The organism is Nonomuraea sp. NPDC049625 (assembly GCF_040675285.1).
Classification (GTDB): Bacteria; Actinomycetota; Actinomycetes; order Streptosporangiales; family Streptosporangiaceae; genus Nonomuraea; species Nonomuraea angiospora_A.
In genome coordinates this window covers 54,172-75,727 of record NZ_JBFAOQ010000008.1, presented here as the reverse complement: position 1 = coordinate 75,727, position 21,556 = coordinate 54,172, and the positions used below count along the sequence as shown (strand labels likewise).

16 protein-coding genes are annotated in these 21,556 nt (G+C 71.7%); 6 read left to right on the top strand and 10 right to left on the bottom strand.

All coding sequences use genetic code 11. The features are described 5' to 3' along the window. Window positions 1–8 precede the first annotated feature (8 nt). From AB0J87_RS32325 to AB0J87_RS32310, 4 genes are read right to left on the bottom strand one after another with little or no spacing between them, the layout of a single operon-like run. Window positions 9–1,796: an ABC transporter ATP-binding protein gene (locus tag AB0J87_RS32325; protein WP_363971189.1), complete on the bottom strand. Its 1,788-nt coding sequence runs from the start codon at window positions 1,794–1,796 to the stop codon at window positions 9–11. Continuing rightward, the gene (locus AB0J87_RS32320; protein WP_363971187.1) at window positions 1,793–2,644 is read right to left on the bottom strand and encodes an ABC transporter permease; all 852 of its coding nucleotides are present in this window, start codon (window positions 2,642–2,644) and stop codon (window positions 1,793–1,795) included. Before AB0J87_RS32320 ends, AB0J87_RS32325 begins: the two co-directional genes overlap by 4 nt. Next, window positions 2,644–3,609: an ABC transporter permease gene (locus tag AB0J87_RS32315; protein ID WP_363971185.1), complete on the bottom strand. Its 966-nt coding sequence runs from the start codon at window positions 3,607–3,609 to the stop codon at window positions 2,644–2,646. The genes AB0J87_RS32320 and AB0J87_RS32315 overlap by 1 nt, the downstream gene beginning before the upstream one ends. Then, complete coding sequence (locus AB0J87_RS32310) at window positions 3,606–5,237, bottom strand: ABC transporter substrate-binding protein (protein WP_363971183.1); 1,632 nt, start codon at window positions 5,235–5,237, stop codon at window positions 3,606–3,608. The genes AB0J87_RS32315 and AB0J87_RS32310 overlap by 4 nt, the downstream gene beginning before the upstream one ends. Window positions 5,238–5,416: 179 nt before the next feature. On the opposite strand from AB0J87_RS32310, the gene AB0J87_RS32305 reads away from it, so the two are divergent. The 5 genes from AB0J87_RS32305 to AB0J87_RS32285 all read left to right on the top strand — a co-directional run bounded on the left by AB0J87_RS32305 (window position 5,417) and on the right by AB0J87_RS32285 (window position 11,165). Then, on the top strand, window positions 5,417–5,800 hold the full coding sequence (locus AB0J87_RS32305; protein WP_363971181.1) for a RidA family protein: 384 nt from the start codon (window positions 5,417–5,419) through the stop codon (window positions 5,798–5,800). Further along, entirely contained in the window at window positions 5,793–7,703 is a 1,911-nt protein-coding gene (locus tag AB0J87_RS32300; protein WP_363971179.1) for an amidohydrolase family protein, read from the top strand. Before AB0J87_RS32305 ends, AB0J87_RS32300 begins: the two co-directional genes overlap by 8 nt. 2 nt (window positions 7,704–7,705) lie before the next feature. Then, window positions 7,706–9,118, top strand: a complete 1,413-nt coding sequence (locus tag AB0J87_RS32295; RefSeq protein WP_363971971.1) for a hypothetical protein — start codon at window positions 7,706–7,708, stop codon at window positions 9,116–9,118. Next, the gene (locus tag AB0J87_RS32290) at window positions 9,103–10,557 is read left to right on the top strand and encodes a hypothetical protein (protein WP_363971177.1); all 1,455 of its coding nucleotides are present in this window, start codon (window positions 9,103–9,105) and stop codon (window positions 10,555–10,557) included. The genes AB0J87_RS32295 and AB0J87_RS32290 overlap by 16 nt, the downstream gene beginning before the upstream one ends. Before the next feature lie 74 nt (window positions 10,558–10,631). Then, window positions 10,632–11,165 carry a hypothetical protein gene (locus tag AB0J87_RS32285; RefSeq protein ID WP_363971175.1) on the top strand — a complete coding sequence of 178 codons (534 nt, stop codon included), beginning with the start codon at window positions 10,632–10,634 and terminating at the stop codon, window positions 11,163–11,165. 16 nt (window positions 11,166–11,181) lie between these two features. Here AB0J87_RS32285 and AB0J87_RS32280 read toward each other — a convergent pair whose 3' ends face one another. From AB0J87_RS32280 to AB0J87_RS32265, 4 genes are all read right to left on the bottom strand, one after another. Further along, window positions 11,182–11,733, bottom strand: coding sequence for a CGNR zinc finger domain-containing protein (locus AB0J87_RS32280; RefSeq protein WP_363971173.1), 552 nt, complete (start codon window positions 11,731–11,733; stop codon window positions 11,182–11,184). A 48-nt stretch (window positions 11,734–11,781) separates the two neighbouring features. Continuing rightward, complete coding sequence (locus tag AB0J87_RS32275; protein WP_363971171.1) at window positions 11,782–12,429, bottom strand: cytochrome b/b6 domain-containing protein; 648 nt, start codon at window positions 12,427–12,429, stop codon at window positions 11,782–11,784. After that, a complete protein-coding gene (locus AB0J87_RS32270; RefSeq protein ID WP_363971969.1) occupies window positions 12,395–13,045 on the bottom strand; it encodes a molybdopterin-dependent oxidoreductase in 651 nt (216 codons plus the stop codon). The genes AB0J87_RS32275 and AB0J87_RS32270 overlap by 35 nt, the downstream gene beginning before the upstream one ends. Window positions 13,046–13,201: 156 nt before the next feature. Next, on the bottom strand, window positions 13,202–13,924 hold the full coding sequence (locus tag AB0J87_RS32265; protein WP_350727512.1) for a sulfite exporter TauE/SafE family protein: 723 nt from the start codon (window positions 13,922–13,924) through the stop codon (window positions 13,202–13,204). Window positions 13,925–13,993: 69 nt separating this feature from the next. Between AB0J87_RS32265 and AB0J87_RS32260 the strand changes: the two genes are divergently transcribed. Beyond that, on the top strand, window positions 13,994–14,692 hold the full coding sequence (locus AB0J87_RS32260; protein ID WP_363971168.1) for an alpha/beta fold hydrolase: 699 nt from the start codon (window positions 13,994–13,996) through the stop codon (window positions 14,690–14,692). Here the strand turns inward: AB0J87_RS32260 and AB0J87_RS32255 are convergent. Continuing rightward, complete coding sequence (locus AB0J87_RS32255; RefSeq protein WP_363971166.1) at window positions 14,673–19,889, bottom strand: SDR family NAD(P)-dependent oxidoreductase; 5,217 nt, start codon at window positions 19,887–19,889, stop codon at window positions 14,673–14,675. The genes AB0J87_RS32260 and AB0J87_RS32255 overlap by 20 nt on opposite strands. After that, on the bottom strand, window positions 19,882–21,540 hold the full coding sequence (locus tag AB0J87_RS32250; RefSeq protein WP_363971164.1) for a non-ribosomal peptide synthetase: 1,659 nt from the start codon (window positions 21,538–21,540) through the stop codon (window positions 19,882–19,884). The genes AB0J87_RS32255 and AB0J87_RS32250 overlap by 8 nt, the downstream gene beginning before the upstream one ends. Between the last annotated feature and the right edge of the window lie 16 nt (window positions 21,541–21,556).

Genomic DNA, 21,556 nt, shown 5'->3' with positions numbered 1-21,556 from the left:
CGAAGTTTTCACTCGTGCCGGGGCACGGACTCGACCAGGCTGATCGTGTACGGGTGCCGGGGGGAGTCCAGGATCGTGCCCGTGTCCCCGCTCTCGGCGATCTCGCCGTGCCGCAGCACGATGGCGCGATCGGTCATCTGCCGCACCACCGCCAGGTCGTGGGTGATGAAGAGCATGCTGGTGCCGTGCTCCCGGCGTACCTCGCGCAGCAGCTCCAGCACCTGCGCCTGGACGGACACGTCGAGCGCGGCCACGGGCTCGTCGCAGATCAGCAGGCGGGGCCGGACCGCGATGGCCCTGGCGATGGCGACGCGCTGGCGCTCGCCGCCGGACAGCGCGCTCGGCTTGCGGGCGGCGTAGACGGCGGGCAGGCCCACCAGGTCGAGCAGGTCGCCGACCCGCTGGCCGGTGCCGCCGACGGCGAGCGCCTCCGTGAGCGCCGCGCCGATGGACAGCGCGGGGTTGAGCGAGGCGTACGGGTCCTGGAACACCACCTGGACCAGGCGGCCGGCCTGCCGCCGCTGCTTCGCGGTGAGCCGCCTGTGGTCGGTGACGTCCAGTTCGCCGAGGCGGATCGTGCCGCCGGTGGCGGTCTGCAGCCCGAGAACGCAGCGCGCGATGGTGGTCTTGCCGGAGCCGGTCTCGCCCACGAGCCCGAGCGACTCGCCTTCGGCGATCTCGAAGGACACCTCCCGTACGGCCTGCTTCGTCACCGCCCGCGAGACCATGGACGTGGTGCGGTAGGTCATGCTCAGCCCGGACACGGTCAGGATGGGCGCGCCGGTCCGCGGCCGGGGCACCGCGGCGGCCTGCGTGGCCTCCTGGCGGCGCAGCCGCAGGTCGGCGCGGATCTCGTCCAGGCGGAGGCAGGCGGACGAGCGGTCGTCGCCGACGGGCGCGAGCGGTGGCCGGGACATTGTGCAGTCGGGCGTGCTCCAGTCGCAGCGCGCGGCGAAGGCGCACCGGTCGGCCAGGTCGTCGGCGCGCGGGACGCTGCCGGGGATGGCGGTGAGCTTCTCGACCAGGTGTGTCACCGGCGGCTCGGCGAGCAGCAGGCCGAGGGAGTAGGGGTGCTCGGGCGTGCGCGCCAGCTCGCTCGCGGGGGCGTTCTCCAGGACCGACCCGGCGTACATGACCAGGATCCGGTCGCAGACGGAGAAGGCCACGCGCAGGTCGTGCGTGATGAGGATGAGCGCCATGTCCCGGTCGCGCTGGAGCTTGTGCAGCAGGCGCAGGATGTCGGCCTGGGTGGTGGCGTCGAGGGCGGTGGTGGGCTCGTCGGCGACCAGCAGGTCCGGGTCCCCGGCGAGCGCGGCGGCGATGGCGACGCGCTGGCGCATGCCGCCGGACAGCTGGAAGGGGTACTTGCGGGCGACCTCGGCGGCGTCGAGCCCGACCTCGGCCAGGCGGCGGACGATCTCGGCGCGGGCGGCGCCGCGGTCGCGGCGCACCTGGCGCGGGAGCGACTCGCGCAGGTGCTCGCCGATGGTCTGCAGCGGGTTCAGCGCGGTGAACGGGTCCTGCATGACCATGCTGATGCGGGTGCCGCGCAGCGGCCGCAGCTCGCGTTCCTTCCTGCCGATGAGCGGGACGCCGTCGAAGGTGATGTCGCCGGACGCGCCGACCCCCGGGGGGAGGGCGGCCATGACGGCGCGGGCGGTCATCGTCTTGCCGCTGCCCGACTCGCCCACGATGCCCAGCGTCCGGCCGGCGTCGAGGGTGAAGTCGACCTCCCTGACCAGGGTTCTGGGACCGGCGTGCACGCGCAGGCCGCTGACGGTGAGAAGAGGGGTCATGGCCGGTCACCGTCCATGGAGTAGCGGTCGTAGATCCAGTCGCCCAGGAGGGTGAAGCTGGTGGCGGTGAAGGCGATCATGGCGCCGGGCGCCAGGGAGATCCAGGGGTTGTCGGCGAGCAGGTTCTGGCCGCTCTGCAGCAGGGCGCCCCAGTCCGGGTTGCCGGGCGGCGCGCCCAGGCCGAGGTAGGACAGGCCGGACAGGCTGATCAGCGCGCCGACGAAGTCCAGCAGGAAGGTCGCGATCACGGTGGGCATGATGTTGGGGAGGAGGTGCCTGGCCATGATCCGCCCGGCGGGCAGGCCCAGGGTGCGGGCCGCGTCCACGTACGGCAGGCGCGCCTGGGCGAGCGTGGCGCTGCGGCACAGCCGGATCTCGCCGGGCAGCGACAGCACCGCCAGGACGAGGACGGCGAACCAGTAGCCGCCGCCCACGACGCCGACCAGCACGATGATCACCAGCAGCCCGGGCAGCGCGTACATCAGATCGGCCAGCCGGTTGAGCAGCGAGTCGATCCAGCCGCCCCGGTATCCGGCCAGCACGCCCAGGGCCGCGCCGACCACGACGGTGCCGAGCGCGACGCAGAGCGGGCCGGCCAGCGCGCTGCGCGTGCCCGCGATGACCTGGGACAGCACGTCCCTGCCGAGCTGGTCGGTGCCGAGCCAGTGCGCGCCGCTGGAGCCCGACACGTTCAGCATCAGGTCCTGGGCGCCGGGGTCGTAGGGCGTCAGCCACGGCCCGGCCGCGGCGAGCACGGCGACCAGCAGGAGGAAGCCCGCGGCCAGGCGCACCATGAGGGGAGCCCTGGCCACGCTTCGCGCGGAGGCGGAAAGGGCGATCACCGCCATCAGGCACCTGCTTTCGCGATCGTACGGGTGCGCGGGTCGAGCGCCAGGCCCAGCAGGTCGACGACCAGGTTGACCAGCACCACCAGCGCCCCCAGGAGCACGGCGAGGCCCTGGACCACGGGGATGTCCTTGTCGACCACCGCCTGCAGCAGCAGGGTGCCGATCCCGGGCAGGGAGAAGACCTGCTCCACGAACACCCCGGCGGACAGCGCGGCGATGACCAGCATCCCCGTGCTGGTCACGACGGGCAGGGCGGAGTTGCGCAGGGCATAGCGGACCAGCACCCGGGCGGGGCTGAGCCCGCGGATGCGGGCGAAGGTGATGTAGTCCTGCTGCATGACCGTGAGGGTGGCGGCCCGGGTCTGCCGGATGACGACGGCGGACAGGAATCCGGCCAGCGCCAGCGCGGGCAGCGTCAGGTGGGCGACCCGCTCGCTGAAGCCCTCGCCGATCCCGTAGACGGGGAACCAGCCGAGGGCGACGCCGAACACGTACAGCAGCGCGATCGACAGCACGACCGGCGGCGCGCTGATGGCGAACGTGGCCAGGAACGACACGGCCCGGTCGGTGGGACGGCCGCGCCGCATGCCCGCCGCCATCCCGAGGGGGATGCCGAAGCCGACGACCAGCACCACGACGTAGAACGCGAGCTGGAGCGTGATCGCCGCCCGGTCACCCATCAGCAGCAGGACGTCCTGGTCGGTCTGGATGGAGATCGACTGCCTGAAGTCCAGCCGGAGCGCGTCGCCGAGCCAGGACCAGTACTGGAGCAGGAACGGCTCGTCGAGGTGGTACTTGGCCTGCAGCGCCGCCAGCACCTCCGGTGTCGGCGGGCGGGTGCCGAGCAGGGTCTGCACCGGCGAGCCGGGGCTGGCCGCCAGCAGCCCGAAGACCAGGAAGCTGAGCACCAGCAGCAGCAGGAGCATGGCGCCCAGCCGCTTGGCGAGGAAGAGGATGATCGTCATTTGTTCGAACGCAGCAGGTCGATCCAGGCGCCGCTCTGCTTGTCGAAGAGCGTCGGGGTCCTGGTGAACGTGAGCCCGCCGGCCAGCGCGTACACCTGCTGCTGGGTGTAGAGCGGCACGTACGGGACCTGCTCGGCGATCTCCGTGATGATCGCCCTGGTCGCCGCCCAGCGCTCCTCCTTGGAGTACTTCCCGGCGGTCTCGGGGGCGATGAGCGGGAAGTTCTTCTCGACGACCGGGGTGGTGAAGTTCGCCGAGTTGGGGAAGTTGGGCTTCATGTTGGCCTTGCCGACGAAGCCGAACATCAGCCCGGAGGGGTCGGGCAGGGTGCTGCCGAATCCGGTGATCACCTGGATGCCGGTGGTCTGGTGGCTGAAGAACGTCTGGAACCACTGGCCGGGGGGCACCGGCGTGGGGGTGACGGTGACGCCCAGTTGCTTCATGTTCTGCTGCAGGTTGAGCAGCAGCAGCCGCTCCCACGCGGAGGTGTTGAGATAGGGGACGGTGACCTCGAACCCGCCGGCGTGCGCGGACTGCGCCAGCTCCGCCTTGGCCTTGGCCAGGTCGAACTCGTACGCCGGGAGCCGGCCGAGGAACGCCTCCGCCTCGGCCTCCTGGGCGACGCCGGCCAGCTCGCCGGTGGGCACGATCGTCTTCAGCAGTGCGGCGTGCTCGCCGAAGGCGGCGGCCAGCACGCCCTTGCGGTCGATGGAGTGCGCGACCGCCTTGCGGACGTGCAGGTCGTCGAAGGGCGGCTTGCCGGTGTCCATCGAGAGGAGGTCGGAGTTGAAGTCGTCCGCCATGTGCAGCGAGGCCCCGCTGCCCTTCCACTGCGCGGTGGTCTTGAGGTCGTTGACCTGCACGCCCTGAAGCGATCCTGAGCGCATGGCGAGCTGGGCGGCCGAGTTGTCGCTGATCACGGTGAACTTCACCGAGTCGGGCTTGGGCGGAGTGCCCCAGTAGCCCGGGTTGCGGGCGAGCGTGATGTCCTGCGAGGTCTGCGCCTTGAAGACGTAGGGGCCGGTGCCGATCGGCAGCGCGGCCGAGGTGCCGAGGTCCTTGGGGTGCGCCTTGGCGAAAGCGGCCTGCTGGATCGGGAGGCCGCCGAGGGCGTTGCGCAGGAAGGCGGTCGGGTACTTCCACGTCACCGTGACCTCGCGGGGGCCGGTGACCTCCGCGCTCTTGAAGCCCTGCATGTTGCCCGCGGTCTCGGCGGTGGGCGCGGCGGCGGCGTCGATGCTCCAGACGACGTCCTCCGGCGTCAGCGGCTTGCCGTCGGAGAAGGTGACGCCGTCCCGGAGCCGGTAGACCACCGTGCTCTTGTCGGGCTCGGCGGCCGAGACGGCCAGCCCCGGCGTGATCCTGATCTGGCCCTGGTCGAAGCCGATCCGCTCGAGCGGCTCCGCGACCAGTGAGGTGATCATCTGCGTGTTGGTCTTGGTGGTGATACCGCTCAACGACGTGGGCATCTGCGAGATCGCGTACGTGAACGACGCGATCTTCCGCTCCGTCGGAGCGTTGCGGCCGGCCGGGCCGCCGGAGGCGCCGGAGGCGCACGCGGTCAGGAGGACGAGGCCCCCCGTGAGCGTGAGCGCGGCTCCGGCGCGGCGCCGAGTAACCGATTGCATAGGTGGCTTCCCTTCACCGAGGTGACGGGAACTATACGACCTGTTTTAGTTCTCTACAATAGCCACAAGTTTCTGTCGGGTAACGGCAGCTCAGCCCCGGATAACTCTTGACTGTTGTTGGAAATCCTCTACCGTGTGTTGAAAATCTCGCCGAGAGGTCACACTTGATGGGAGAGTCGATGCCGAAGAAGGTCGTCAACACCGGGTCCGCGCTCGGCCCGTACTCGTCGGCGGTCGTCGCCGGCGACACCTGCTACGTGGCCGGGACCGGCGGGTTCGTCCCGGGAACGACCCGGATCGTCGAGGGCGGCATCGAGGCCGAGATCCGGCAGACGATGAAGAACCTCGAATCCACGATCACCCAGGCCGGCTTCCGCCTTCAGGACGTGGTCAGCACGACCTGCTACCTGCGCGACATCGAGCACTGGCCGCTGCTCAACGACGTCTACAGCGGTTACTTCGGCCATGAGCCCCCGGCCAGGGCCGCCGTGGTGGTGGGCGACATGCCCGCCGGCGCCAACATCGAGATCACCTGCGTGGCCTGGCGCGGCAAGGATGACTGAGCGTTTCGCCGTCGTCTCGGGCGGCGAGGTCACCGGCCGCGTCACCGTGGAGCGCTCGGGCGGCGACCTGCTGATCGACTCCGCCATGGACGACAACGGCCGCGGCGCCAAGCTGCGCGAGCGCGTGACCCTGGACGCGCACGGCATCCCGGCCGCGTGGGAGATCGACGGCACCTCGCTGATGGGCGGCGCCGTACGCGAACGGCTCCGCGACGGCGTCTGGGAGAGCCAGGCCGATCGCGGCCGGGCACCCGGCGGAGAGCGCCGGTTGTACCTCGCCAACGACTCCAGCCCCTACGCCTCGGGCATCTACGCCCGCGCCGTCCTCGATCACGGAGGCGCGCTGGACGCGCTGCCGGGCGGCCGCGTCACCGCCGAATTCCTGCGGCGCGTGACCCTGTCGGGGCGGGACCTGGACGCCTACGTGCTCAGGGGCGTCGGCCTGCTGCCGGAGTTCGTGCTGCTGGACCACGAGCGGCGGCTGGTCGCCCGGCTCGGCGGGTCCCTGATGGTGCGCGAGGACCACCTGCCGGACGCCGCGGAGCTCGCGGCCCTGGACACCGTCCTGTCGGCGGAGCACGTGGCCCGGGTCGGCGCGAGCGTCCGGCATGTCTGCGACGAGCCGGTCCGCATCCGTGACGTGCGGGTCTTCGACCCCGGGACCCTCCGGCTCACCGAGCCGTGCTCGGTGGTGTTCTTCCGCGGCGTGATCACCTCCGTCGGGCCCGACGCGCTGGGCGACGGGGTGGAGATCGACGGCCAGGGCGGCACCCTGCTGGCCGGGCTGCACGACATGCACGCCCACAACACCGCCGCCAGCGGCCTGTTCTACCTGGCCGCGGGCGTCACCACCACCCGTGACATGGGCAACGACAACGCCATGCTGCTCGGCCTGATCCCCAGGATCGACTCGGGCGAGCTGCCGGGGCCGTCCGTCGTCCCCTCCGGGCTCATCGAGGGACGCAGCCCGCACTCCGCCCGCATCGGCGTCATCCCCGGCGACCTCGACCACGCGCTCGCCACCGTCCGCTGGTACGCCGAGCGCGGCTACCACCAGATCAAGATCTACAACTCCGTCGACCCGGCCTGGGTGGCACCGCTCGCCGCCGAGGCGCACCGGCTGGGCCTGCGCGTCACCGGCCACATCCCGGCCTTCGCCACCCCCGACGGGATGATCGAGGCGGGCTACGACGAGATCACCCACATCAACCAGCTCCTCCTCGGCTGGCTCCTGGACCCCGAGGAGGACACCAGGACACCGCTGCGGCTCACCGCGCTGACCCGCGCGAAGGATCTCGACCTCGACTCGCCCCGCGTCCGCCACACCCTCGATCTCATGCTGGAGCGGGGGATCGGTCTCGACACCACGACCGTCATCCTCGAACGCCTGATGCTCTCCCGGGCCGGGCGGATCCAGGAGGGCGACCGGCCGTACCTGGACCACATGCCGGTCGGCTACCAGCGCTACCGCAAGCGCACCTACGTCCCCAACCCGGACGACGGCTACGACGAGGCCTTCCCCAAGCTCCTGGAGACCATGGCGCTGCTGCACGCGCACGGCGTCCCGCTGTGGCCGGGCACGGACGACCCTTCCGGCTTCACCGTCCACCGCGAGCTGGAGCTGTACGCCGCGGCCGGCATCCCCGCCGCCGAGGTGCTCCGGATCGCCACCCTCGACTGCGCCCGCCACCTGGGCCGCGAGCACCTGAGCGGCAGCGTCGCCCGCGGAAAGCGCGCCGACCTGATCCTGGTGGACGGCGACCCGACCCGGGACATCTCCGCGATCCGCCGCATCCGCATGACCGTGAAGGGCGGCGACCTCTACTTCCCCGCGGACATCCACCGCGAGCTGTCCATCGCCCCGTTCACGGCCGCGCCGCCGGTGAAAGGAGTCCCCCGGTGACCATGCCCGGCATCCATCGTGAGGCCGTGTTCGGCGGCCTCGACGTCAAGTACGAAGCGCGGGTGGACGAGATCGTCGTACCCGATTCGTCGGGCGAACCGGGGGCGCGCTACGTCTGCACGAGCTACACCGTGCCCGGCGCGTCCGAACGGCCCGTGATCTTCGCCTTCAACGGCGGGCCGGGGTCGTCCTCGGTCTGGCTGCACCTCGGGATCGGCCCCCGGCGCGTCGCGGACGCCGACCTGCTGCGGCCCCGGATGGCCCCGCCCTTCGGGCTCGCCGACAATCCGGACTGCGTCCTGGACAGCGCGGACCTGGTGTTCATCGACCCGCCCGGGACCGGGTTCAGCCGGGTGCTGGACGAGGAGCGGCAGGCCGACTTCTACGGAGTCGTCCCCGACGCGATCGCCACGATGCGGTTCATCACCCAGTGGTCCCGGCGGCACGGGCGGGAGAACTCCCCGAAGTTCCTGCTCGGCGAGAGCTACGGCGCGATCCGGGCGGCCACCGTCGCGAAGCTGAGCGCGGGCGGGCCCACCACCACCGGCCGCCTGGAGTCGCTGGCGCTCAACGGCGTGATCCTGATGGGGCCGGGCCTCCAGTTCGGCAACGGGGCGAACCTCGCCCACGTGACCACGCTGCCCTCGCTGGCCGCGACCGCCTGGTACCACGACCGGCTGCCCGGACGGCCGGCCGACGTCCGGGAACACGTCGAGGCCGCCACCCGGTTCGCCGAGGAGGACTATCTCACGGCCCTGTTCGCCGGCTTCCGGCTCGACCGGCGGCGCCGCGAGGCCGTGGCGGCCCGGCTGCACGAGCTCATCGGGCTCGCGCCCGGCGTGATCGCCGAGCATGATCTGCGCCTCACCCCGCAACGGTTCGCGAGCCTGCTGCTGCGCGACCAGGGCGAGCAGGTGGGCCTGTACGACAGCCGCTACCGCCTGCCCCTGGCCGGGGCCGGCGGTGACCCGGTGGCCGACGATCCCGCGATGGGGCAGTACGTCCCCTCCTTCGCCGGCGCCATCGACGGCTACCTGCGCGAGGAGCTCGGCGTCGAGCGGGACGACGACTACCGGACCATCGAGTTCGCCCGGGTCAACTTCCGCTGGGACTACGGCGACGGCGCGCGCCTGCCCGCGGGCAACTACGCGGCCGACCTCGCCGTGGCCCTGCGCCGCAACCGGGACCTGCGCGTCCTGCTGTGCGTGGGGATGTACGACCTGGTCACGACCCTGGGGGAGACGAACTACGCGCTCTCGCAGGCCCCCATCGACCCGGAACGGGTCAGCGTACGCACCTACGAGTCCGGCCACATGCCCTATCTCGGGCGCGAGTCGCGCGAACGTCTGGCCGCCGACCTTCGCGCGGTCGTGAAAGCACCGGCTGGAGAGGAACCCCCGTGCGTGAGCCAGTGACGACGTTTCATGAAGGCGTGTTCAACGGCCGCCGGCTGCGCTACGCCGCCACCGTCCGGGAGGCCGCCGTCCCGCGTGAGGGCGGCGAGCCGGGCGCGTACGTGGTGTCGACCCAGTACGTGGCCGCCGGGCAGGGCGACCCCGCGGACCGCCCGGTGATCTTCGCCTGCAACGGCGGGCCGATCGTCGCGGCCACACCGCTGCACATGGGCGGGCTCGGGCCGCGCAGGATCGCCTACCCGGACGACCTCGCCGCCGACCCGTCGGGCTTCCCGATCGTCGACAACGAGTACTGCCTGCTGGACGTGGCCGACCTCGTCTTCTTCGACCCGGCCGGCACCGGTTTCAGCAGGGTGGCCGAGGGCGTCGACCCGGCGACGTACTACGACGTCGACGCGGACGCGCGCCAGATGGCGACGTGGATCGAGGGCTGGCTACGTGACCACGACCGGTCGGCCTCCCCGGTGTACCTGGTGGGCGAGAGCTACGGATCCATCAGGGTCGCGGTGGTCTCGGAACTGCTGACCGCGCTCGCCGAGCCGGTCCGCGTCGAGGGCGTCGTCCTGGTGAGCCAGGCGACCAACATCATCGAAACCTGCTGGCGGCCGGCCAACATCCTCAGCTACGCGGTCTCGCTGCCCACCCTCACGGCGATCGCCTGGTACCACGGCAAGATCGACCGCGCCGGCCGCACCCTCGACGACGTGATCACGGAGTCCTCGCACTTCGCCGACACGGAATACCTGTCCGGGCTCTTCCAGGGCGACGACCTGCCCGCCGGGGAGCGGGGGCGCCTGGCGGAGCGGCTGGCGTCGCTCACCGGGATCCCGGCGAGCCGCTGGACGGAGCGGAACCTGCGCCTGTCCAAGCACGACTTCCGGGCCGAACTCCTGGCCGCGGAAGGGCTCGTCCTCTACATGTACGACGGCCGGTACGCGGGACCGCCGGCCGTGCCCGAGCCGGCCGGCGAGGGGTCGTTCAGCGCGCACGTCGGCGGACCGGTGAACCCCACCGGCGTCTCGGCGATCGTCGACGCGCTCGAACCCGCCATCGCGACCCACCTGAAGGACTTCCTCGAAGCCGCCCGGCCCGGCGACTACCGGGGCATGGAGCCACCCGTCGACGCCGAAGGCCGCGCCCCGGCGGACGTCTGGCGGTGGGGCGCGACGTCCCCCTTCGGGGACTGGCCCTACATGGACTCCATCGCCCGCGCGATGACGCGGGCGCCGGCGATGCGGCTGCTCATCTGCACCGGCCTGTACGACCTCACGACGACGATCGGCGCCGCCCGGCACGCCGTACGCCAGTCGGCCTGGCCCCGCGAACGCGTCAGGACGGCCGCCTACGCCGGGGGACACATGATGTACAGCGTGGAGGCGAGCCTGCGGGAGCTGTCCGGCGACCTCCGCGACTTCGTGAAGAGCACTCCTGTGACATAACAGGTACGCGATCCGCCCGGTTTCTTCTATGTTTGTCCCTGGCTGTGACCATGCCCCCCAAGGAGATGTTCGTCGTGAAGAAACCTCTCGAAGGAGCCGCCCTGCGGGCCGGTGCCGTCGCCGTCGCGCTGACCGCCGGCCTGCTGACCGCTTCCCCGGCCGGCGCCACCGCCGCGACCGGCACGGAGTCCGTCGTCCTGGCCTCGCAGAACGCCGCCGCGGCCCGCCCGGGCAACGGCAGGATCATCTACGACGGCCTCAGCGGCGGCCGCGGCGTCCTCAAGATCAAGAACGGCACGCCGAGGGACGGCGTCGTCACCCTCGTCAAGGGCAGGACCAAGGCGATCAGCATCTACGTCCGCGCGAAGTCGTCCGCGAGCATCAAGGACGTCAGGGACGGCTCGTACCGGATCTACTTCACCACCGGCTCCCGCTTCAGCACCAGCAAGCGCAGGTTCGCCGTGGGGGCCGCCTACCAGCGCTTCAACCAGCGGCTGAAGTTCGTCACCACCGCCACCTCGTACAGCATCTGGACCATCACCCTCCACCCGGTCAAGGGCGGCAAGGCGCAGACCTCGCAGATCAACCCCAAGGACTACCCCGCCTGATCGCCGCCGGCCGGGGTCAGCGGGCCCCGGCCGTCTCCTTCTTGCGGGCCCGGTAGGCCGCCGCCTTGATCTTGTTGCCGCAGGACTCCATGCCGCACCACTCCCGCCGCCCGCCCCGCGAGCGGTCGATGAAGACCTTGGTGCACTCGGGGTTGGCGCACTCCTTCATCAGCGGCACCTCCGGGCCGCTGAGGAGCTCGATCGCGTGCCGCGCCACGGTGGACAGTGCCTGCGCCGGCGTCGCCTCGACCCACCGCCCCTCGGCGGTGAGCTGGGGTGTCGCCGGCGGCTTGCGCGCCGTCTCGTTCACCAGGGCGAGCGCCTCGTCGTCATATCCGTCGTCGGCCAGCCGGGCGGTGACCAGCGCGTAGAGGGCCTCCCGCACCGCCACCGCCTGGACGAGGTCCGCCTCCTGGCAGGGGGAGACGGCGTCGACGATGCCGGACTCCAGATACCAGGCGTCGAGCCGGTCCGGGGCGTCGAGCGTCTCGAAGCGCGTGGTGCGTCGCGCCCGGAGCGTGCAGGCCAGGTCGAGCGCGGGGTTGCCGCACAGAAAGACATGCTTCACATCACCAGTTTGACAGGTGACGTCTCGCCGTGCAATCGCCATCACCGCTCAAGCCGGTGACTGGCCGTCCGTCCCGTCGTCGAGCCAGCGGGGATGGTGCTTCCTGGCCCACGCGGTCGTCACCCAGCCCGTACGCATCCCGCGCCGCGCCTCCGGGTCCCGGTACGCCAGCCGGATGTGCCCGATCACGACGGCGGCGATCGCCACCGCCGTCAGGTCGTGCACGAAGATCGCGCTCGCGCGGGGGATCCCCGGCAGCAGGCCGGTGAACCACATCAGCAGGCCGGTGAACGTCATGACCGGCACGGCGCCGGCGATCCACCCGGCGTAGACCTTCTGCCCGGCGTTGAACTTGCCGGCCGGCCGCGGGCCCGGGATCCGCCCGCGTACCCCGCGCAGCCACTCCCTGTCGTACGGCGCCAGCCGGTTGAGCCTGCGCAGGTCGGCCCGGAACGCCCGCGAGGCGAGACCGAGCAGGACGGGCACGGGCAGCAGCAGCCCCGACCACTCGTGCACGACGACCATCAGATGGCGGCGGCCGACCAGCTGGGCCAGCGGCGGGAAGTACAGGCAGGCCGCCGTCCCCGCGCACAGCAGCATGAGCCCGGCGGTCGCGCGGTGAACCAGCCGCTCGCCCCGGCTGAACCGCCGCCGCGAGCCCTCAGGCCGCCGGGTCGAGCCAGCCGTCGACGTCATAGCCGTACTCCTCCCAGTAGCCCGGGATGACCTGGTCGGTGACGGAGATGCCGGACAGCCATTTGGCGGACTTGTAGAAGTACATCGGGGCGACGTAGAGCCGCACCGGGCCCCCGTGGGCGTGCGTGACCGGCGCGTCCAGCATGTCCAGGGCCACCAGCACGTCGGCCCGGCGCGCCTGTTCGAGCGTGAGGCTTTCGCTGTAGACGCCGTCGAAGCAGGTGAAGCGGACCGCCTTGCCCTCGGGCCGCACCCCCGCCGCGTCGAGGAGGTGCGAGAGCAGCACCCCGGAGAAGGGGACGTCCGGCACCCGCCAGCCGTCGGTGCACCGTGCCTCGCCGACGACCCGGGTCTGGGGCAGCGCGCGCAGCCCGTCCAGCGTGTACGTCCCCGGCCGCTCGACCAGGCCGCCGATCTCCAGCCGGTAGTCGACCGCGGTCTTCCTGGGCACCGAGGCCGCGACGCTGTAGTACCGGAAGCCGCCCGGGTTGGGCAGCAGCCCGCTGAGCCCGGTGGGGTCGTTCTCGGAGGCCGCTCCGAGGAGCCGTTCCCAGCCGCTCCGCACGAGAGGCGCGGCGGCGAGGCCGGCGGCGCCCGCGCCGAGCATCGAGAGCATCACCCGTCGCGCGATGGGCGGGCCGCTCTCCGCTGAATGTCGTTCATGAGTCACATGGGCGATTCGAGCACCCGCGGCTCCCGGCTGCGCGGAAAGGCGGAGTCCCGTAAGACTTCCGTCACTATTGTCCCCGAGTGCGCGTTTCGCTCGAAGGCGTCAGCCGTTGAGCGCGCTGGCGAGGGTCACGGCCGCGCTGACGAGGAGAGCGGCCAGCACCACCTTGCGGAAACGATCCGGATCGATCCGGCTGAAGATCGCGTTGCCGGCGAACCATCCCAGCTGCACGACGGGCAGGCCCACCAGCCCGATCCAGAGCGACTGGGTGTTCACCTGGCCGGCCACGGCGAACCCGATCAGGCTGAACACGCTGGTGCCGGCGAACACCGCCGAGAGGGTGGCGCGGAACTTGGCGGGCTCATAGCCCATGCCCTGGAAGGCGGCGACCATCGGCGGCCCATTCGTGCCGGTGGACGTCGAAAGCGCACCGGACACGAGACCGACTCCCACCAATACGGGGACATTTCCGGGCACCTTCACGCGCCGCCACACCATCACCGTGCAGCCTAAGACTCCGACCCCGATCAGCGCCGTGAGCAATCGCTCGGACGTCACTCCGTACACCCAGAGGCCGATCGGCAGGCCGAGCACGATGCCGGCCATGGCGATCATGGCCACCTTCCACTCGGCGTGGTGACGCTGACGCACGGCGATCGTGATGGTCATGGCCAGGGCGGACATCGTGGTGGAGACCACCGCTGTATGGGGGTCGACCGCGAGGGCCAGCAGCGGGGTGGCGACGAGGGCGTACCCGAATCCGGTCACGGCGTGCACCGTTGAAGCAATCAGGATGATCACGGCGGCGGCAAGCAGCGTGGACACCTATCACACTTTGCCATAGATCCATTTAAATGATCCAGTATTGTCAGGAGTTAATTAGGAGCGAATTACATGAGTGGTCAGGAATCTGCGAGTTACGTCGTCAGCCCGTCACTCGATGGCGACCAGGCCGTCATCTTCGTTCCCGGTCTGGGGGGCCGGACGAAGTTCGTGGACCGGTGGAACGAACCGGGCCGGGAACCTGTCATCCGCCGGGCCGGCTGGAGCGAGCCGATGAGCGTGCCCTCCGTCGACGTCCGCGGCGCGGCGCTCGCGTCCCTCATCGCGGACTCCGGTGCCACGGAGGTCGTGCTCGTGGGGCACAGCATGGGTGCCCTGGTCTGCCTGGAGGCGGCCAGGCACCTGGAGCGGCAGCTTCGCGGCATCGTCGTCATGTGCCAGTACCCGCCGCATCGCACGCCCGTCTCGCCTCTGGCGGACCTGCCGGACCGGGCGCTGGCCGAGGAGATCGAGGCGCCGCCGCACATCCTGGACACGGTGGCCCTCCCCGAGTACGCACGTCTCTGGCGGTCCGAGTACCGCCTCCTCAACCGCTATCTGGAGTCGGACCCGCGCCCGGTGCTCAACGCGCCGATCGTCGCGGTCGGCGCCAGAGACGATGCCAGCTCCTGGGACACCGAGTGCCTCGACGACTGGAGCCGGTACACGACAGAGTGGCTCTCGGTCCACCTGATCGACGGCGGCCACCAGATCGTCGAGGAGCTGCCTGCCGAGACCCTTCGCGAATGGGTCAGGAAGGTTCGCGGCTGAGCAGCCGCCGCAGCTCGGCGGACAGTTCGGCCACCGTCGGGTGGTCGAAGATCACGGCGATGCCGACGTCCACGTCGAAACCCCTGCGGATCTCCTCCACCAGCCCCACGGCGGCGAAGGAGTCGCCGCCCAGCTCGAAGAAGTCCTCGTCGGGGCGGACCGACTCCACACCGAATTCGGCGCACCACATCTCCGTCAGCCGGGCCTCCAGCGACGCCCCGTCCGACGGCGTTTCATCCGTGACGCGATCGGGCGATGCGTCCTCTTCCGCATCGTCGCCCGGCGTGACCTCGGGGTTCTTCAGCACCGCGTCCTCGCCCGCCAAGGTGATCGCCACCTGTCTGTGGCCGGGCCCGCCCAGGATGCGCAGCAACATGCCGACCCCGGCCGCGGGCGTGATCCCCGGGTCCCGCTCCTCACGGTAGGTCTCGGGGGCGACCATGGACTCGTCGACGCGGCGCATGGTGAAGCCCCTGACTTCGACGGCGACGTCACCGCCGGCCGTCAGCACGTCGATGTCGGCCACGATCGTGTCCGAACCGCTCGGGCGCCGGCGGATGTGGCTGTACGCGAGCCCCGGGATCGGCCGGTGCACCACGATCGACTGGTACGCGAAGGGCGCGTGCGGAGGCTCGTGGTCGGGATCCCGCGCCAGGGACACCGCCGCGTCCAGCAGGGTGGGATGCAGGGCGTGCTCGTCGAGCTCATGGTCGAACGCCTCGGGAAAGGTGAGTACGGCGAGCTTCGTGCCGGCGTCCTCCCCGGAGATCCAGATCTCCTCTCCCGGCCACCGCGGACCGATGGTGAACAGCCGGTTGTCAGGATCGTTCGCGGGCACCCGCCGCTCGGGCAGCGACGCGCGCAGCCCGTCCAGGTCCACCGTGCCCGCACCGGCGTCCGCCAGCCGGATCTCACCCGTCGTGTGGACGCGGTAGTCGCCGGATGAGCCGGGGGACGGCGAGAGCGGCGCGGAGCGGACGGTGAATCGCCAGAGGTCCTCATGCGGTTCGAAGCCGACCTCGAGCGACACGGGCTCCGGGGTGGTGATCGGCTGCCGGAAGACCATGTGGCGCAGCTGCGCGGGCCGGCCGTCCGGGTGATCGACCGCCTCGCGGAAGGCGCGCAGGACGAAGTCGACCTGGGCCGTGCCCGGCAGCACCGGCACGCCGTTCATCCGGTGCTCGTCCAGGATCGGATAGTCCTCGGCCGACAGCGGGGTCGACCACCGGCGCACCTCCGCCCCCGGTCCGGAGCGCCCGGCCTGCGGCTGCCGCCCCTGGCGGGCGGCCATGCCGACCTCGGCCCAGGACGGCCAGTTGATGGTCATCGAGGCGCAGCCGGCCAGGGGCTGGCGGCGCACCAGCGCGTCGAGGAAGGCGTTCGCCGCGGCGTAGTCGGCGCTGCCGACCAGGCCCCTGAGCGCCGCGCGGCTGGAGAAGGCCACGAAGAAGTCGAGGTCCGTCCGGCCTCGCAGCACCTCGACCAGGGCCAACGTACCGTGGACCTTCGGCGCGAGCGTCGCCGACACCTGCTCCCGCGTCCGGAACTGGAGCATGCCCCCTCCCGCCACGCCGGCCAGGTGGAACACCCCGTTGACGCCCCCGAAGGAGTCCGACGCCCGGTCGATCGCGCGCCGCAGCGCCTCCACGTCGGTCACGTCGCAGGCCTCGACGCGGCACTCGGCTCCGAGGGCCCGGATCTCGGCGAGCTCGGCGTCGTGCCCGCCTGTCGCATGGCGACCCAGCAGCAGCAACCGCGGTCGCAGGCCGGTGTCCGCCAGGCCGCGCGCCACGGCCAGGCCGAGGCCGCCGAGCCCGCCGGTGATGACGTAGGCACCCCCGCGCCGCAGGTCGGCAGGGCCCACCCCGCCAGGGACGAGCTCCCGCTCGCCGGGGACCCAACGCCGATCCCCCCGCAGGGCGACGATCTCCGATCGCTCGGGGCCGCGCAGCTCCCCGAGCAGCCGATCGTCGATCGCGCCACCCTGGACGTCGACGAGCTTGCACCTGGCGCGCGGGTTCTCGAGCATGTAGCTCCGCAGGAGCCCGAGCAGCATGGCCCGCACCGGGTGCACGGTCTCGCCGCCCGTCACGTCCGCGGACAGCTCGGTGACGACCAGGACGTCGCGGGCGCGCTTGTCGGGCGCCCGCCGGGCCGCTTCCTGCAGCAGCTCGACGATCCGGTGGAAACCGGCGTCGAGCTGGTCGTCGATGTTGCCCAGGTCAGGTTCGGCCGGGTCTCCGAGCTGCGTCGCGTCGACGATGAGGTCCGGGTATCGCCGCGACTCTCTCAGCTCGTCCAGCAGCCGGACGACGTCCGCCGGGTGCCGGGGGCGGATCACGAACTCGTCCGCAGCCTCCGCATACGAGGAGCCGTGCCGCACCCGTAACGCGTCCCACCCGGCCTTGCCGAGCAGGGCGGCCAGCTCGCCGGCTCGTCGCGGATCGTCGGGCAGGAACACCAGCGGCCGGTCCCGGGCGGGGGTGTCGCGGTGCCCGCCCGGTGCGGCCTCCACCCACGTGGGCAGCCGGTACACCGCGCGGCCTGCCGGCTCCCGCGCCTCCTGAGCGGGCGAACCGCCCGGCGACGCCTGCTCGATCCAGTGCCGCTCGCGCTGGTACGGGTAGCCCGGCAGAGGCACGCGTTGCCGAGGACCCGTGGCACTCAGCGCCGACCAGTTCACGTCCGCGCCAAGGGTCCACATCCGGGCCAGCGCGTGAAGGAACGAGGCGCGCTCGGTGGCGCCCTTCGACGGCCCGTTCGGGAGCGTCGGCACCGCCAGGTGCCGCTTGGCGCGCACCTGAGGATGTGACCGTACGAGGGTCGTGAGCGTCCGTCCGGGGCCCACCTCCACCAGCACCCGGTCACCGCCGGACAACACGGCATCGAGCGCCTGTTTGACCAGGACGGGCCGGGTGAGCTGCCGGACCCAGAAGTCCACGCTGCGCAGCTGCGCCGCCTCCACCAGGCCGCCCGCGGACGCCGAGCAGACCTGCCAACGTGGGCCGCGTGGCCGGATGCCGTCGAAGGCCGATCGGAACCGCTCGGCGGCGCCCATCATGGCCGGGGTGTGGAAGGCATACCGCGCTCTCAGCCGGGAGGCGGCGAGCCCCGTCCCGGCGAGGACCTCGTCCTCGAAGCGGCGCACGTCCTCCACCGAGCCGCCGACGACCGTCTGCCGGTCGCCGTTCACCATGGCGACGCCGAGGCTCCCGAAGAGCAGCGGCGTCACGGTGTCCAGGTCGGCCGCGACCGCCACCATCGCGCCCTGGGGCGCCTCGCCCATCGCCCGGGCGCGGACGCTCACCAGCCGTACCGCCTCCTGGAGGGTGAACACCTCGGCGAGCGCGGCGGCCGCGAACTCCCCGATGCCGTGGCCGAGCAGCACGTCGGGCTCGACGCCGAGCGCCAGCCACAGCCGCCCCAGCGCGTACTCGACGCTGAAGAGCAAGGTGGTGTCCTCCAGCCCTTCCGACGCCCCCTCCCAGATCTGCCGCTGCGCCGGCCCGTGGGCCTCGAAGAGCTCGAAACACTCGTCGAGTGCCGCGCCGAACACCGGTTCGGTGCGATAGAGCTCCGCCGCCATGCGGGCGTGCTGCGCCCCTTCTCCCGGGAACAGGAACACCGTGCTCCGGTCCGCCGGCTCCTCCGGCGTGACGATCCGCCTCGCGCGGTCGAGCACGGCGGTGGCCGCGTCGGACAGGCTCTCGACCACCACGGCGCCTCGGACCGGGTGCGGCGTGCGTCCCTTCTGCAGCGTGAACGAGACGTCGGAGAGCGGGTCCGCGCTCTCCTCGAAGGAACGGGCGAGCCGCTCCGGGTAGGCCTCGGCCGCGGACGGCGTCCGTCCTGACCACACGATCAGCTGCGTGGGTCCCGGAGCCGGGGCGACCGCGCGGGGCGGCGCCTCTTCGAGGATGGCGTGCGCGTTCGTGCCGCCGATCCCGAACGAGCTGACCCCCGCCAGGCGGCGGCCGGCCGATCGAGGCCAGGGCCGCAGCATGTCGTTGACGAAGAACGGCGAGTCCCCGAGCCCGAGGAGCGGGTTCACCTCCTCGAGGTTGATGCTCGCGGGGATCTGCTCGTGGGCCAGCGACAGCGCGGCCTTGATCAGCGAGGTGATCCCCGCCGCGTGACCCAGGTGGCCCACGTTCCCCTTGATCGATCCGATGGGGCACTGCCCCGACGTCGCCCGGGCGCCGAACGCCTTCCGCAGCGCCGCGATCTCGATGGCGTCACCCAGCCGGGTCGCGGTGGCGTGCGCCTCGACGTACCCGATGTCCCCGGGGCCCACGCCGGCGACCTCCATGGCCCTCAGCACGACCTCCGCCTGCCGATCGGCGCTGGGCGCGGTGAAGCCGACCTTGTTCGCGCCGTCGTTGTTGACGGCCACGGCGCGGATCACCGCGGAGATCCGATCGCCGTCGGCCAGGGCGTCGGCGAGCCGCTTGAGCACCACGACGCCGACGCCGCTGCCGAAGATCGTGCCGCCGGCCGCCGCGTCGAAGGGGCGGCAGTGGCCGTCCCGGCTCAGCGGGCCGTCCTGGGCCCACCAGTACCCGTGACCGACGGGGAACTCGACGTCGGCGCCGCCGGCCAGGGCGACGTCGCACTCGTGGAGCCGAAGCGCGTTCACGGCGAGATGCACGGCCACCAGCGAGCTCGAACACGCGCTCTGCACGGTCATGCTGGGGCCGTGCAGGTTCAGCTTGTACGAGACCAGCGTCGAGGCGCTGTCGGGGTTGTTCCACATGCCGGCCGCCATGCCGGTGGCACTCCGCAGCGCCTCCAGGCTGCCGAGGACGCGGCCGATCCCGTAGCGGTTCGCGGCGACCGACGAGAACACGCCCGCTCTGCCGAGCCTCGTAGCGTCGTAGCCGGCGTTCTCGACGGCGGCGTGCGAGGTCTCCAGATACAACCGCAGCTGCGGGTCGCACGCCTCGGCCTCGCGCCGGGTCAGGCGGAAGAACTCGGCGTCGAACAGGTCGATGCCCTCAGGCTCCGCCACTGCCCGTACGTAGGCCGGGTCGTCCAGCGCTTCGCGTGACACGCCGCTCGACCGGAGCTCGTCCGCGGACGGGAAGCGCACGGCCTCCTCCCCGGCGACGAGGTTGCTCCAGAGCTGCCGGGTGTCGACCGCGGCCGGGAAACGACCCGCCATCCCGATGATCGCGATCGGCTCGACGAGGTCACCCATGTCGTCCTTCTTTCAGGTTCTCCCGCAGGTGATCGGCAAAGGTGTTCAGGGTGGGATATTGGAAGACGAGCACGGGAGAGATCTCCGTTCCGAGACGAACGGAGACCTCCGCCACGAAACGCATGAGAGACATCGAGGTGAATCCCGCCTCGAAGAAGCCACCATCAGGGTCGATCCGGCCTCCGCCTCCGCCTCGGCCGAGAGCGGATTGCGCGCTCTCCTGAAGCACCTCCCACAGCGTCGCCGCCCGGTCCGTACCCTGCCCGCCAGGCGAGTCGCGCACCTCGATGCTCGAAGGCATGACCGCGGGGTCCAGGCAGTCGCTGAGCACCGCACGAACCTCGTCGCCGTCGACCGCCGCCGTGGGGCCGCGTACGACGGTCAGGCGTACGGATCCGACCCCGTTGCCGTCCTCGACGAACGCCGCCGCCGCGTCGACGACGCCGGCGACCCGGGCGGCCGCGCCCTCGATCTCGTCCAGCTCCACCCGCGTGCCGTTGACCTGGACCTGCCGGTCCGCCCGCCGGAGGAAGCACATCGAGCCGTCCGGCAGCCGGCGGACGATGTCGCCGGTGTCGTACCAGCGCCGGCCGTCGTGGCCGGGAGCCGGCAGCGGGGTTCCGTCGGTGTAGCCGAGCGCGCAGGCGGCGGCTTCCACGTGCAGCCGGCCCGCACTGTCGATCTTGACCGAGGCGTGGCCGAGCGCGCGTCCGATGGGAACCGGGTCCTCGCTCGCGACCCCCTCACCGGGCGGCACCTGGTGCATGCACACGACCTGCGGGGTCTCCGACGCGCCGTAGCAGTTGGCGATGGTGGCACGCGGGGCGAACCGGGCCGTCGACCGCAGCGCCGCCGCCGTGAGCCGTGCCCCCACCGAGCAGACCAGCCGCAGGCTCTCGACGGGAAGCCCAGACGAGCCCGCCATGAGCTGGAGGAGGACCGGCGAGCCCTGGAGCACGGTGATCGAATGCCTGGCGAGCCAGGCCGCCGTCAGCCGGGGATCCGAGGCCGTGCGGCCGTCGGGAATGAACAACGTCGCGCCGGTGAGCCAGGGCGCGATCAGCTCCCGCAGGCTCGGGTCGTGGCCGGGCCTGCTGAGAAAGGCGATCCGATCGGATTCGTCCATGGGCAGTTCCTTGAAGAACGCCACACCGGCGGCCTCGAAGGCCGCCCGTCCGACGACGATCCCCTTGGGCCTGCCCGTCGTGCCGGATGTGAAGAGGACATGACTGACTTCTCCCATGTCCTGGCCGTGGAGCTGCCGGCCGGTGTCCAGCGGCTCCAGATCGGTCAGGGCGGGCCCGAAGGCCGCCGCGGCGCCGGTGGCCGTCAACGCTCCGCGTACCCGCTCAGGACCCCAGTCCCCGAGGATCGCCGGGACGGCGCCCGCGCGCCAGACCCCCACGATCCGCGCGACGAACTCCGGGCTCCGCTCCGCCGGCAGGCCCACCACGCGGCCCTCCAGGCGGTGAGCCCGCACGGCGTCGCCGACGTCCTCGCTGAGCGCGGCGACGTCGCCGAAGGTGATGTCACGGCCCTCGTGGACCAGGGCGACCCTGCCCGGGTCGCGTGGCACCCGTCCGAGAAGCCCCGGCGCGGCGATGCCGGCCGGGTCACGGACGGGACTGATCAGCTCGTCCCCTCGGCTCACGCTAGCCTCCCTCGGA